This is a genomic window from Crateriforma spongiae, assembly GCF_012290005.1.
Classification (GTDB): domain Bacteria; phylum Planctomycetota; class Planctomycetia; order Pirellulales; family Pirellulaceae; genus Crateriforma; species Crateriforma spongiae.
The window spans coordinates 291,718-305,744 of the sequence record NZ_JAAXMS010000002.1 but is presented as its reverse complement, the minus strand read 5'-3'; the positions used below and the strand labels follow the sequence as shown (position 1 = coordinate 305,744).

General features: G+C 57.7%; 9 protein-coding genes, 1 tRNA gene and 1 pseudogene. 9 read left to right on the top strand and 2 right to left on the bottom strand.

Annotated features, from left to right (window positions below; translation table 11 throughout):
* Positions 1 to 26: 26 nt before the first annotated feature.
* Positions 27 to 1,070 carry a DUF1559 domain-containing protein gene (locus HFP54_RS05310; RefSeq protein ID WP_168564344.1) on the bottom strand — a complete coding sequence of 348 codons (1,044 nt, stop codon included), beginning with the start codon at positions 1,068 to 1,070 and terminating at the stop codon, positions 27 to 29.
* 290 nt (positions 1,071 to 1,360) lie between these two features.
* Here HFP54_RS05310 and HFP54_RS26120 point away from each other — a divergent pair, with 290 nt between their 5' ends.
* The 9 genes and pseudogenes from HFP54_RS26120 to HFP54_RS26335 form a co-directional block, all read left to right on the top strand.
* Entirely contained in the window at positions 1,361 to 2,773 is a 1,413-nt protein-coding gene (locus HFP54_RS26120) for a sensor histidine kinase (protein ID WP_168564343.1), read from the top strand.
* Positions 2,770 to 4,212, top strand: coding sequence for a sigma-54-dependent transcriptional regulator (locus HFP54_RS05300; RefSeq protein ID WP_168564342.1), 1,443 nt, complete (start codon positions 2,770 to 2,772; stop codon positions 4,210 to 4,212). The genes HFP54_RS26120 and HFP54_RS05300 overlap by 4 nt, the downstream gene beginning before the upstream one ends.
* Before the next feature lie 378 nt (positions 4,213 to 4,590).
* Complete coding sequence (locus HFP54_RS05295; RefSeq protein WP_235951285.1) at positions 4,591 to 5,943, top strand: B12-binding domain-containing radical SAM protein; 1,353 nt, start codon at positions 4,591 to 4,593, stop codon at positions 5,941 to 5,943.
* Positions 5,944 to 6,103: 160 nt separating this feature from the next.
* Complete coding sequence (locus HFP54_RS05290) at positions 6,104 to 6,448, top strand: STAS domain-containing protein (protein WP_146410728.1); 345 nt, start codon at positions 6,104 to 6,106, stop codon at positions 6,446 to 6,448.
* A 603-nt stretch (positions 6,449 to 7,051) separates the two neighbouring features.
* On the top strand, positions 7,052 to 8,080 hold the full coding sequence (locus tag HFP54_RS05285; RefSeq protein WP_168564341.1) for a hypothetical protein: 1,029 nt from the start codon (positions 7,052 to 7,054) through the stop codon (positions 8,078 to 8,080).
* Between the two features lie 168 nt (positions 8,081 to 8,248).
* Entirely contained in the window at positions 8,249 to 8,509 is a 261-nt protein-coding gene (locus tag HFP54_RS26340) for a helix-turn-helix transcriptional regulator (RefSeq protein ID WP_390656625.1), read from the top strand.
* Positions 8,506 to 8,811: a hypothetical protein gene (locus tag HFP54_RS05275; protein ID WP_168564339.1), complete on the top strand. Its 306-nt coding sequence runs from the start codon at positions 8,506 to 8,508 to the stop codon at positions 8,809 to 8,811. The genes HFP54_RS26340 and HFP54_RS05275 overlap by 4 nt, the downstream gene beginning before the upstream one ends.
* Entirely contained in the window at positions 8,808 to 11,597 is a 2,790-nt protein-coding gene (locus HFP54_RS05270; protein WP_168564338.1) for a primase/helicase family protein, read from the top strand. The genes HFP54_RS05275 and HFP54_RS05270 overlap by 4 nt, the downstream gene beginning before the upstream one ends.
* Before the next feature lie 424 nt (positions 11,598 to 12,021).
* Positions 12,022 to 13,449, top strand: a pseudogene (locus tag HFP54_RS26335) (site-specific integrase); the annotation flags it as partial.
* Positions 13,450 to 13,708: 259 nt separating this feature from the next.
* Here HFP54_RS26335 and HFP54_RS05260 read toward each other — a convergent pair.
* Positions 13,709 to 13,781, bottom strand: a tRNA-Gly gene (locus tag HFP54_RS05260).
* Positions 13,782 to 14,027: the final 246 nt, after the last annotated feature.

Here is a 14,027-nt window from a genome sequence, read left to right as displayed (position 1 = left end):
GGTTGGTTTTCGTCGCGTGATCGGGATCAGGGCAGATCGTCGGCATCGATTGTTTCGCGTCCGTTGCGGGTTCCCAACGCGTGCCAAACATCCAAGTCGATGGATTCCGTCACGCTTCGAACCGAACCGTCGACAAAGACTGCTTGAACTTGCCCTGCGTGAAAGCTGCGCGATGTGATCATGGCATAGGTGGGATTGCCCGCGATTCCGTTCTTGCCTTCTTGCCAAGAATTGAAATCCATTTCAATCAGCGTTTCGCCTCCGTTCTGGTACATCACTTCGGAATTTGGTGCCAGGGTAACAGTGAAGCCTGTGTGGTGGACTCGGCCGTCGGGCCATTCGGTATGACCGGTGTTTTTGAATTGATCACCGCTTGCGACCACCGCTTCGGCTTCTTCGATGGTGGCGGGCATGTCGGTGTTGGATGGTCCACCGTTCCGCGTGTAGGGCGTCCAAGCTTTGACTTCCGATGCCAACAAGGTGCTGGATGTGCCATCAACGCAGTCGCGAAAGCGCAAGAATGAATCGGGAAAGAACATTCCGTCGCCGACGCGGCGTTCGTTCGGTGCGTACACGTACCAACGCCCGAAATTGAATCCGTACGTGGTCGGATACAACGACGGGCGGTTGTCGCTGAAGGTCCGGATCTGTCCTGTGCCTGGATCGCTGGGGCAGGCGTAAACGGGGACCCGCACCTCGTGGATCACCGCTTGATGGTCCCAGCCGATGCTCAAGTCCACGTTGTCATAAAGGCTGCCTTGTTCCAAGAAAGGCAAGATTCGCCCATGCACTCCCCAGGATCCATTGTTTCCGGTCTGGGAAACCGACATGTCCAATACTGCCGAGGGCGGGAATTTCTTGAACGCGCTCTGGTAGTTGTGGCAGGCCAATCCGATCTGCTTCAGGTTATTCGAACATTGCATTCGACGCGCCGCCTCGCGGGCTGCTTGCACCGCCGGTAACAGCAGCCCGACCAAAACCCCGATGATGGCGATCACGACCAGCAATTCGACCAGGGTGAATCCGTTGACCGATGGAGCGGGAGGGCGTTTCGGTTGCGAATGCGTCATATCGGGCGAAAACGGATGTACGGGGAATAAAGTCGCTGACGTTGTCGATCCCGCCGCACATTGCAACCGCCGTACCAGTGCCTTGGGTGACCACCAGGGCAGGGAATCACGGGTAAGTCGCACGAACGACCATGGAATTCGCAGCCCATGGGGTTTGCCGGCGGCGGATTTGCCGTCGCCGGCGGACAAATTTGCGTCGGTGGTTACCCGACAAGCGGCATCGCAATCCGATTGGCGCATGTCAGAATGATGGTTTGACGATCATCCCCGCATTCGGCTCAACGCGACTTGTGATTTCTTTCGCACCCCGTCACCGTGATTCGCTTCAGATTCGTGTCCTGGCACCTCTGCTGGGCGTGGCGACGGCCGCCGCATTGTTGGTCACCGCGGCGTCGTGGTGGTTCGGCCAGCGATCGGCTTTGCTGGAAATGGAAGAGCGTTTTGCTTCGATCGAATCCACCGTCGCGCGGTCGACTTTTCCCTTGAAATCAACCGTACTGGAATCGCTTTCGGGTTTGACCAAAACGCAGTGGGTGGCTTTGGATGCCGAAGGAAATTTGGTTTCGGCAACCTTGCCCATGGATGACCAAGACATCGGGCAGTTTAAGGCTTTGCGTCCCTTGGACTCCGGGTGGTATCCGATCCGATGTGAAGGTGCCCGTTTCATGGCTCGAGCATTTCGCCGTGTTCAATCCGGTTATCGTGTGGACGGCGTCACATCGGTTGCTGTTCTGTTTCCCCGGTCCAAGGTCGACGCCGCTGCACGGCAAGCCGCCTTGTTTCCTTTAGCGACCGGCTTGTCCACGATCGTCGTCGTGTGTGTGGGGATTTGGACCATCCTTGTGGGAATGATTCGACGTTTGAATCGGCTGCAAAAGCATGTTGAACGGATCGCCCAAGGTGACTTTGACGCGCGATTGGAAGATGCCAACAACGATGAACTGGGGCGATTGTCTAGGGCTGCCAACGTGATGGCCGGCCAATTGGATCAGCTGTGGCAACAGGTGCATGCCCAACAAGGTGAAAAGCTGTTGCATCAGATATCCGGCGGTATGGCGCACCAATTACGCAACACGTTGACCGGTGCACGCATGGCAATGGAGTTGCACCAATCGTCGTGTCCCATTGACGATCAGCAGGACATCGATGTTGCGGTCGACCAGATTCAACAAGCTGAAAACTATATCCAGCGGTTGTTGTCCCTGGGGGCCGCCGGCGCGGGAGCCCCGGATGCCAAGCCGGCAACGATCACGCAATGTATTGACGATCTTCGTTCCACGCATCGGCCTGTCGCACAACACTTGCGGGTCAAGTTGATTTGGGATGTTAGGCCGGAGACCGGGGACCAGTGGGTCAGCAACGGATCATCGTTCTGTGTTGCGGTTTCTAATCTGGTACTTAACGCACTGCAGGTGGCAAGCGTTGTGGAGATTCGTGTGTCGTCGGGACGGAGCGACGAACAGGCGGAACAATGCCGTGTCCAGGTCATTGATAATGGACCGGGGATCGATCCCGTGGTCGCTGATCGGTTGTTTGAACCGTTTGTGACATCCAAGCCCGAAGGGATGGGATTGGGGTTGCCGTTGGCACAGCGTTGTGTCGACGAATTGGGCGGGCAGATCGATTGTCGTGGCCGCGATGATGGCACATCCGGAACGATCTTTGAATTCTTTTGTGCCGTGAAAGTGACCAAGCCGAAATGACAACGAACGATTCAGCAAACGCACCGGCCGATGTTTTGGTGGTCGATGATGAACCGTCGATCTGTTGGGCGTTTCAGCGAATGCTGGAAGAACAGGGACACCACGTCCGGACGGCATCTTCGGCGGAGGAAGGCCTGGAACTTGCGTCAGACCGTGCGCCGGACTTGATTCTGTTGGACGTCAGGCTGCCGAAAGAAGACGGCATCTCGGCGCTTCCCAAGTTTCGGTCCGTGACCAACGAAGCGCCCGTTGTCATCATGACGGCTTTTGGTGACTTGGACACCGCGGTCGCCGCCGTTCGTCAAGGCGCCAGCGACTATCTGGTAAAACCCTTTCGTTTGGAAGACGCACGACGTGTCTGTAAGAACGCGCTTCGTCGGCCCGCGGTAACGAGTGCACCAGCAAGTTCACCGACCGCCAGCGGGGCCAACGATATTGTTGGCGTTTCGGCAGCGATTCAGCACGTATTTCGTCAGATCGCTTTGGTGGCATCCAGCGATTTAAGCGTGTTGATCACGGGAGAAACGGGAACGGGAAAGGAGTTGGTGGCAGCGGCCATCCACAAACACAGCGACCGTGCCGACAAGCCATATCTTCCCATCGCTCCGGTCGCGTTGAATGAAGATTTGATCGAAAGTGAATTGTTCGGCCACGTGAAAGGGGCCTTTACCGGAGCTACCGATGATCGACAAGGCTTATTCGAACGAGCCGAGGGGGGGACGATTCTATTGGATGAGATTGGCGACTTGCCGATGCACATCCAAGTCAAGTTGCTAAGGGTTCTGGAGCAACGCGAATACTTTCGTGTCGGCGACGTGACGCCACGTCGGTGCAATGTCCGTCTGCTGGCGGCCACCAATGCGGACCTTGGGCATGCCGTTCGCGAGAATCGATTTCGCGAAGACTTGTTTTATCGATTGAACGGATTGCACATCCACCTGCCACCATTGCGTCAACGCCGCGAAGACGTGGCACCCTTGGTCCAGCATTTCTTGCGGTTGGCGGGACACGCAGACCCGGCATCCCTGGTCTCGGACGATCTGATCGCCGATCTCCAGGGTCGACCTTGGGAAGGCAATGTGCGCGAACTTCGTAACTCGGTGGAACGCGCTGCGGTTGTGGCACGCGGCCGACGTCTATCCGTCGATGATTTTCCAGTGGCATCTTCCAAACATGATCTCTCACCGACGGACGACCGGCCGTTTGATTTGGCCGTTCACGTTGAAAGCTGGGTTCACAATGCGCTCTCGGACGGCCAGCGGGCGGATCTGTTGGCCCGACTGCATGCCGAAGTTGAAAAGCCGTTGATTCGCATTTTGATGCAGCGGACAGGACAAAACCGAGCCAAAACGGCGGAGATGCTTGGGATCCATCGCGGGACTTTGCGCGAAAAGATTCGCAGCTACGGTCTTGAAACCGATCCGCCGTCAGAACCCTAGATCAAATCGGCGTCTCGTCAGTCGGACGGGATCGACATCATCCATCCCAGTGCCGCGACAATTTCGTCGCGACGCCCGGTGACCAAAACGGCACCGATTTTCGGCGAACGGGTGTTAGATGGTCGCAGTTCCCACCGACCGCGGCAGATGAAGGTGTGTTCCAACCAAAGTCAGGTAAGCTTGGTTGTGGAGGGATGTGCCGCAAACGTTTCGTCGGCGTTGAAGCAAATCAGGTACGCGTCGTTATCGCTGCGTGTCACGAACAGCCATGTCGATCAAACGGCCAGTGCTTTGTCGACGATTGATCCATCCGGTCGGTACGTCGAAGTTGCCCGCACTTCTCCCTGCGACGTGAAGGCTTTGGGAGCCAAACTCGAGATGAGCCCGAAACGACTGTCGAAAAAACGACTGACATTGATCAACCCGGTGAACAATGTTCGGTCCGGTTTTGCCGTGAACCCGAGTTCACGGTTTCCACCGCTGGGTCTCGGGATTCTGGCATCCTTGACGCCCGACGACTGGGAGGTGGAACTGCTGGATGAGAACTTCGCGCCGTTTTCCTACCGGGACGCTGACTTGGTCGGCATCACCGCATTCACGTCGGCGGCGAATCGCGCCTACGAGATCGCCAGCATCTATCGGGATCAGGGCGTTCCCGTCGTGATGGGCGGGATTCACGCGTCAATGTGTTCCGATGAAGCGTTGCGTTTTGCCGATGCGGTCGTTGTCGGCGAAGCCGAATCGGTCTGGCGGCAAGTGCTTGCGGATGCCCAGTCTGGGCGTCTCCGCGGGTTGTACCACGGACAATGGTTGGATCCGGATCGTGTTGCACCGCCGCGAAGGGATATCTATAGCGATGAGTATGTCTTTGCCTCGGTGCAGACGTCCCGCGGCTGTCCTCTGGATTGCGAATTCTGTTCGGTCACCGCCTACAACGGCCGACGCTATCGCCGTCGCCCCGTCGCCGATGTGCTGGATGAATTGGAGACGCTGAACAACGAAATGGTCTTCTTCGTTGACGACAATATCATTGGAAACGGTGCTTCCTGTCGAAAACAGGCGTTGGAATTGTTTCAAGGGATGGTCGCCCGAGGCATGAACAAGACCTGGTTTTGCCAAGCGTCGATCAGCGTAGCCGATGACCCGGAGGTGTTGGACTGGGCCGCGCGTGCCGGATGCCGGATGATATTCATCGGGATTGAAGCCGAAGACTTCGACGCGTTGACGGAGGTCAATAAACGATTGAATTTGAAAAAGGGTGCCTCGGCTTATCAGGAAACCTTTGACCGTATCCACGCATCGGGAATCTCCGTACTGGGGGCATTCATCTTTGGGATGGACAGTGACACGCCGGAGGCCCTTTTTCGTCGTGCGGAATTTATGGTCAACAGCGACGTCGACGCGATGCAATTGACCACAATGACGCCGTTACCTGGCACGAGACTGTTTCAACGACTCGAAGAAGAAGAGCGTTTGCTGTACACGAATTTTCCCAATGATTGGGCGCACTATGATTTGACCAAACTGGTGCATCGTCCCAAATCAATGCCTCCGGACGAACTGTGGGACATCATCCGCCAGTGCACCGAGCGGGTGTACGATCTACGCACATTGAAAACAAAAGCCAAACGTACGCTCGAAACCACCGGCAGTATGGAAGCCACAGAGTTCGCGTATCGGACCAACATCAACTATCGAAACATCGGGCTCGCCCTGGGGACCTTGGTTTAGCGGATGCGACCCTTTCAAAATTCATGTCCGCTTGTCGATGGTTTTCCTGATTAGGCCAGATTCGGCGGATGCAGGCCATCGACGATCATTTGTCGGCTACTTTATTGGTCTTTCACACGGGCCGATGTTCAAACGGGCCAGCATCTCAGGATTTTGAAACATGATTGACTATCGGACCGAAGTGGTTGGCAAGAACGACGACGTGCTGGTGGTGCACCTGCGCGGGCGGATGGATTCGGTGACGTCCGATTTTCTGTTCGACGTCTTTAGCAGCCAAGTCGAATCGGATTTGAATCGTGTCGTGATCGATTGTGAAGAATTGGACTATGTGTCCAGTTCAGGCTTGGCGGCGTTGGTACGGTTGCACTCGCGTCTTCGCAAAGCGGGTGGCATTGTTAAACTCGCAGCCGTCAATTCCTCGATCACAGACGTGCTGCGTGTCGTGCACTTCGAAAAGCTTTTCGGAATTTACGACACCGTCGATGACGCCGTGCTTGCCTTCTAGTTTCGGCGGCCCGTCTTGTCGCCGCCATTTACCGGCGGGAAACGACCAAAGCGGGTGACGGGATTCGAACCCGCGACATACAGCTTGGGAAGCTGTGAAACTGGGTTCAAAACACCGGAAATTGCGGAGCCAAACCAAGATGCCGTTAAACGGTTGCACCAGGCGTTGCACCAGATAGCCGAATCGGATGAACGATCGGTCGCGGCCGTGCTGGTCGATGCGGTGGCCGAACTGTTCGGGCATGAAGCTGTCCCCCGCCTTTTTGCAGAGTTGCAGGAGCGGGCGGAATCGAATGGGTCCTTGGAAGCGCGGCGTGCCGACGGGGCGTAGCCCGATGTCCCAAGCGATTTTTTTGACGCACCATTTTTTGGATGCGGAGGTTGTGCCGCATTGAGGGGGCGAAACCCAGTCGGTGAATTTTGATCGGCGGGGCAGAAGTGCTATCTTCACCGGCGCCGGCTCACCACCGGCAAGTAAGTCGCGGTCGGTCCCGCGATTTTTCGAGAGCAGGCGTCCGACGGGATGCCGCACGGTTCGCCCGGTTTCCGATTGCACCTTTCATCGGACGCCGGGCGGACCGGCTCGCATTCTGAAAGGTGAGATATGCAGCGTATTGAATCGTTGCGGGATGACTATTTGCCCGCGTTCAAACAACTAGCAAACGATTGCGATCGGCCGATCCAAGCCGCTTGCGAAATCAGTTACGGCGGTGGGCAACAGCGGCCGGGCGACGTTGAGCAATGGCCGAAGAAAATTGATGCGTTGTTGCAAGGGCAACCGCCGCTAAGTGGTCGAATCTTTTGGAATGCGACGGACACAGGAGCGGCGCCGATAACTCGCTGGCTGGAATTGGCTGGAGAAACATCGAAGTTACTTGGCGATTGGGTGAAGCCGCTCGGGCTGGACCCTCGCGCCGTTCGTCCGCGTTGGGCCGGTTGTTGGTTTACGCTCTTTCGCGAACTTCATCGGATCGAATTGTTCCCGTTCCCGGTGAAGGTGACGCGATCGTTCAGACAATCGGACTTCATATTGGTGCACAGAGACAAACGCCCGTTGATTCATCAAGTGCCGGCGGACTTACCGGGAAAGCCTGACCTGGTTTACGGCACGTCTGAATTGATCCGCATCCCTGATTTGTTGAAGGCGACCGTGTTGGCGATCCGTTGCATTGTCGATGCCGACGAAACCCGCAAGCCAAGGGAATGGGGCGCCGGTCCGGCGGTGATGGTGTGTCAGTGGTGCAAGCGTGAATGCGAAGCCGATCCGTATTGCCCGCCCTGGCGTTGTATTTGGTGCGGGAAGGAATACGAAACCGCCACGGTCGCGGGCGAAGGGGAATCCGAGAACGGGAGCGAAGAATGGACCACCCAGCTAGCGAAACTGAGCGATAGGCACCGCCATGCGCTGATCGCTTTCAAATTGGCCGAATCTGCGATGGCGACACCGGGGAAAAAGTTTACGCGTGATATGGCATGGGATTGGGTCGAAGAGCATTACGAGGACTACCCATTCACCGGGCGTCAAGCTTTCGTGGACTACGTCACCCAGGCCCGTGGAAAGATTGGGGCAAACGTGAATATGCCCAGGAAAGGACGAACGGGGCGAAGCATCGCCCAATCATCCGACCTATAAACCCGACGAAACCAGACGAAAACCAGATTTTTTGACATCGCCGGACAGGGCGGTTTCCCCGCGTAATCCGGCGGTCGGCGTTTCCGCAAACCAGATTCCCTAGGGCCGTTTCCCGTCTGGTTTGTGGTTTATGTCACGCTCGCACGTTGCGACGTGGCATAACTCCACATGGGAAACAGAATGCCTACCCAAGCAAACGCCGATGCGATCGCTGACGGTCGCGGGCGGGCGATGTTATCGGTTGATGACATTGCAAACGACTATCTCGGTTGTTCGTCGCGACACGTTCGCAGACTTGCCGATGCCGGCCGAATGCCTAGGCCGATCAAACTTGGTTCGCTGGTCCGTTGGCCGCGCTCAGCCATCGAACAATGGATTGCTGACGGTTGCCCCAATGTTCGCAACATTGCGAAAGGGGGCCGACGATGAATTGCGACGAACAACAGCAAACACGCCAAGAGGAACGCGACCAAGCGTTCCGGCAAGCTGCCGCGATCTTTCGGCGGATGCTGCGAACGGGAAAGCCAATCGCATTCGAGGATGCCGTTCGCGGCGTCAAGACGCCTGATTGGTTCGACAGACGGGCGTTCGGGCACCTGACCGCCGCGATGCACCGCGACGGCGAAATTGTGCCGGCTGGTTTTCGCATCAGCGAGACCGCGAAGCACAACCACGCGATAAAGCGACTTTGGTTGTCCGCGTCCGTAACTGCAACGGGGGCCACCGAATGAGCAAGCTCAAACAGCAACCCCCGAAGCCTGGCGACAGTGCAACCCGCCGCCGACATTCTAAACGCCGGTGGTCAATTGGCGAAGTAAAAGCGGCTGCTCGTGGCAGGTGGGCGACGCTGTTGCCCGATGCCGGGTTGCCGGCGGAATACCTCGATGGTCGCGGGCGACCGTGCGTTCATTGCGGTGGCGACGATCGTTGCAACGCCTCGAAGGACGTTCACGAAACCGGTGCGGTTTTTTGCCGGCATTGCTTCAACAAGTCGTCCAAGATCAAACCCGGCGACGGCATCGCGACGGTGGCGTGGTTGCTTGGCGTGACAAACTTCGAAGCGGCAACGTGGGTCGCCGAACGGCTCGGCATGAACGCCGGCGACGGAAGTCCGGTCGCCGCCGTGGACATCATCACCGCGACGTGCCGCGACAAACGGATGCCAGTTGATGCGTTCAAATTGTTCGGAGTAAAGGAAGCCCAGCGGGGACGCGAACGGCGGACCGTTGCCCGCGTCGATGTTTACAACGATGCCGGCGAAGTTCATTCCTACTTCGATTTGTGGCCGGGCGATAAAGGACGCCTGCGACCTAAGCGAGACAAGAACGACCGCCCAAGCGGCTTATTCTTTCCCGGCAGATTGCCCAAGCCTGGCGAACTTTGGTTGGCGGTCGAAGGCGTGAAAGATGCCGCCGCTTTGATCGGACTCGGCTATCAGGCTTTCGGCTACTGCGGCAACAAAATGGCGACGCGGTACGCTCGGCTATTCGAAGGCGTGGACATCGTTGTCGTTCCCGATTTGGATACCGCCGGCAACATGGGGGCCGAACATACTGCCGGCAATTTGTCGGGTATCGCGTCATCGGTTTCGGTCGCTCGGCTGCCGGGCGTGATGAAGGACAAAGGCGGGGATGACGTTCGCGATTGTTTGCGAAAGCCGGATGGCGAAAAGCTGGTCCGCGAAGCAATCGAAGCAGCAACGCCGTGGAAGCCAAGCGAAGCTGACAACGCTGGCGACGGCCGACCGGAAGTCATCGTCACGATGAACGAAGCCCATGTCACCGATCAAGTCGTTTCGCACCTAGGGCGGCTCGGGTGGGATACGTCGTGGATCAAACCCGAACACGCCGAAGTGGTGCGGGTATTCGTTCGCGGTGGCGTGCTGGTTCACGCCGTCGAAAGCGACGACATCGACGCGGACGGGCGTTTGGCGGTCCGTGATCTGCCGCAATGTTTGATTCGCGAACGAATCACGCAAGCGGTTCAGCTATTCACTGAAACGGACAGCGAAGATGAAGTCGAAGTGAGACCGATCCGGCCGCCGGGATGGTTGATCGAAGCGGTTTACAAGCGTGGCAGCTATGGCGGTGCAGTACGTCCGTTGTCCGGCATCGTCGAGTCTCCGACGATCCGCGTCGATGGTTCGATCGTTCAAACGCCGGGATACGATCCCCAAACAGGATTGATCTTTCGCCCATCGGTCGCATTCCCGAACGTGCCGGACAACCCAACGAAGGATGACGCGGCAAAGGCTATCGCGGATTTGTTGGATGTGTTGGCGGACTTCCCAATCTTTGAAGATGCCGACGCTAGCGCGTGGTTGACGATGGTTCTTTCGATGATCGGCCGATCGTGCATTGACGGCTACGTTCCGCTGTTCGCGGTGACGGCGAACATTCGCGGGGCAGGGAAGTCGTTGCTGGTCGATGCAGCAACATTGATTGCCTACGGTCGGCGGGCGGCTCGCAAAGCGTTCACCCGCGACGATGACGAAATGCGAAAGACAATCACCGCCGTCGCCATCGGTGCAGTGCCGTCGGTGTTGTTCGACAACCTGGACATCCAATTGGGCGGGGCTGCTCTCGATGCCGCGATTACGTCAGCAACGTGGTCGGACCGAGTGTTGGGGCAATCCCGCATGACGGGTGATTTGCCAATGCGGACGGTTTGGGCCGCAACAGGCAACAACATGGCGTTTGGGTCGGATGTCGGGCGGCGCGTTCTTCCGATCCGCTTGCAATCGCCACTCGAAACGCCGGAAGATCGAAGCGGCTTTCGGCATCCTGATTTGCTCTCGTGGATCGAAACGGAACGGCCGCGATTGGCGGTCGCAGCGTTGACAATCCTGCGGGCGTACTTCGTCGCCGGTTGTCCGGTCCAACCGGGCGGCGATTGGGGGTCGTTTGAAAACTGGTCGGCAAAGATTCGAGGGGCGATCGTTTGGGCCGGCGGTGCCGATCCGTTGCCAACACGCGCGACGGCTCTTGCGGGCGATGATACGGCCGCATTACTCGGCAAGCTGATTGCCGGCATCGAATCGGCCGACCCGTCGGGCATCGGTTTGACGACGAAAGAGATTCAGCGAAAGACGTTCGGAAGCCAATCAGACTTCGAAGAACACGAAGCATTGGCCGAAGCAGTGTTTGAGATTTGCGGCGAACACTTCAACGGTAAGCAATTCGGCCGGCGGGTCCGACAGTTTGTTGGCAGGGTTCACGGCGGAAAGTTCCTTGACGCCGACAACGCTCGGGGCGGTGTGAATCGCTGGCGGGTCCGATCGGCTGCCAGCGGTTTTCCTTCCGGCGCTAGTTCCGCTGACGACAAGCGGCCGAACCGCGACCGGCTGGAAGTAAACCCCTCAAACCCACCAAACCAACCCGATCCTATCGGGCCGGCGGACGTCGATGGTGGGTTTGGTTGGTTTGGTGGTTCTAATTCAGGGCGTTTGGACCCGGAGGGCGTGTCGTCACACGCCCCGAACGCGACGCCGGAAGGCGGATCGGCGGTGGAATTGTGACCGCCGCCGCGATCGTCGCCGAACTATCCGCGTTGGGCGTTAGCGTGGTGAACTCGGGACCGGGCAAGATTCGCTTGACCGTGGAGGCCGGCGACGTGCCGGCCGAAGCGGTCGCGCTGGCTCGGGATCATAAACCCGATTTGCTTGAACACTTGCGACCGGACTGCCGGCCGCACAATAACCCGGCGAACTACATCGACGATCACGAAAGCCGGCCGGGTTGGACTCGGACGACGTGCCGGGTTTGTGGCCGGTTCGTCGGCTACCGACCGAACGGTGCTGACCGGTAAGCGGCGAAACGTCCGAAGATTCAAAACGGTATGATGCGTATCGCGACGGCTAGGAGCGGCTTAATTACCCGCTCCGAAAACCGGCATCATCACCGGCCGCCGTCGCGTTTTCTTTCCTTTGATGAATCGTGGAGATGAACACGATGGCAACGCTTTTCAAAAAGTTCGTCACCCGGCCGATGCCGGCTGGTGCAAAAGTCGTCACCCGTACGGTCAAAGGCGAATTGAAACGGTTTGCCCAGTGGACCGACCGGAAAGGGAAACGTCGCACAGCGGAACTGACCGAAGCCGGGGACCGTATCAAGACCGAAGCGAAAACGTGGACGGCCAAGTATCGGGACGGCGAAGGAATCGTCCGCGAAGTCGCGACCGGCTGCCGCGACAAGGACGCCGCGATGTCTCGCTTGCAAGAGCTGACACGGCGGGCCGAAAAGGTACGCGGGAACATCCTGACGGCCGAAGAGTCGAGGACGGTCGACCACCAGCAAACTCCACTGGCCGAACACTTCGAAGCCTACTTGGCGTGGCTTGGGAATCAGCGCGGCAAAGGCAAACGAAAACGGGTCTCCCCCGAACACATCACCAACAAGAAACGCGAACTGTACCGACTGGCCCGCGATTGTCGGTTGCGGTTGCTGAGGGATATCACCCGGGACCGCTTGGAAAGCTGGGTGTCTGATTGCCTAACATCCGCCGAAGTCGATTTGGCGGCTCGCACGTTGAACGCACACGTTGCGTCGATGAAATCGTTTTGCAATTGGTGCGTGGACACTGGGCGGCTTGTGGTGAATCCGATTGGCCGAATGTCGATGTTGGATGAAACAAGCAACCAGAAGCGACCGCGGCGGGCGCTGACCGAAGATGAATTGTCCCGGTTGTTGCTTGTGGCTCGCTTGCGTCCGGTTGCCGAGTACGGACGCAAAACCCGGCGAAAGACAAAGGACGAAAACCCGACCGGTCGGCGGACTTGGATTAAAGAACCTTTGAACGTTGCGAACATTCGCGAATCCCATCAGCGAGGGTTGAACGCATTGGACGGTTCGCCTGACCGGCGGTCCGAACTGGAACGGTTGGGGAAGGAACGGGTGATGCTTTACAAAACGCTTTGCTTAACCGGGTTACGCAAAGGCGAGTTGGCATCTATCACAGTCGGTCATGTATCGCTTGATTCCGATCCGCCGTTCATTCAGGTGGACGTTGAAGCCGAGAAGTCCGGCGACATCGCCACGATTCCGTTGCGACCCGACCTAGCCGACGAACTTCGGGAATGGTTGAACCAGAAACGAACAAGCCGGTTGAAGGAATGTGGCGACGTGATTGCGATACGTGACGAACCATTGGCGTTATCAGAACCGCTGTTTTACGTTCCGGCTGGATTGATACGAATCCTGGACAAGGATTTGGCGGCAGCCGGCATCGCGAAAGTGGACGAGCGTGGAAAGAGCGTTGACGTTCACGCCATGCGTCACACGTTCGGTTCCATGCTGAGTGCGGCCGGTGTGGCACCGAGGGTTGCCCAAGAAGCGATGCGACACAGCGATATCCAACTGACGATGCGGAACTATACCGACCCGAAGTTGTTGGACATTGCCGGAGCGGTTGAGCGGCTTCCGGCATTGAACGCCGACGGGACCACGACCGAAACGGCGGCGGCGACAGGGACCGATGACGCAGTGCGAATGGTTGCACCAACGGTTGCACCAGACTCTGGCAAACCTAGTAAATCTGAGTCAGTTACAGTCAATCCAGGGAAGGTTGCCGGATCGGACGCAGACACGACAAAACCCCGCAAAACACTAGGTTTTACGGGGTTTTCTGAGGAGCGGGTGACCGAGTTCGAACCGGCGACAAACAGCTTGGGAAGCTGTCACTCTGCCAACTGAGTTACACCCGCAGCGATTACCATTTTAGCGGTCGCCATCGAGCGTGTGGGAATTCGGCTTGCCCACTGGGCCGGTGCGGCATGATGTTCGTGGTGCGGGGGCCGCGAAGCCGGTTTGGTTACTGATGCGATGAAACACTGGACGCCGGCGACGCGGGTGATCCGCCCGCCCGATCGAATTCTTTCGTTGTGATTTCCTGGCCGTCGGATAGATTCTTGAATCCAGGACCGTGCGTATGGTCCTTGGGATTTGAATCC

Bases quoted from the DNA above. Each gene is read 5' to 3' on its own strand.
- HFP54_RS05310 (WP_168564344.1), bottom strand. From the start codon at position 1,070: ATGACGCATTCGCAACCGAAACGCCCTCCCGCTCCATCGGTCAACGGA.
- HFP54_RS05300 (WP_168564342.1), top strand. From the start codon at position 2,770: ATGACAACGAACGATTCAGCAAACGCACCGGCCGATGTTTTGGTGGTC.
- HFP54_RS05295 (WP_235951285.1), top strand. From the start codon at position 4,591: ATGAGCCCGAAACGACTGTCGAAAAAACGACTGACATTGATCAACCCG.
- HFP54_RS05290 (WP_146410728.1), top strand. From the start codon at position 6,104: ATGATTGACTATCGGACCGAAGTGGTTGGCAAGAACGACGACGTGCTG.
- HFP54_RS05285 (WP_168564341.1), top strand. From the start codon at position 7,052: ATGCAGCGTATTGAATCGTTGCGGGATGACTATTTGCCCGCGTTCAAA.
- HFP54_RS26340 (WP_390656625.1), top strand. From the start codon at position 8,249: ATGGGAAACAGAATGCCTACCCAAGCAAACGCCGATGCGATCGCTGAC.
- HFP54_RS05275 (WP_168564339.1), top strand. From the start codon at position 8,506: ATGAATTGCGACGAACAACAGCAAACACGCCAAGAGGAACGCGACCAA.
- HFP54_RS05270 (WP_168564338.1), top strand. From the start codon at position 8,808: ATGAGCAAGCTCAAACAGCAACCCCCGAAGCCTGGCGACAGTGCAACC.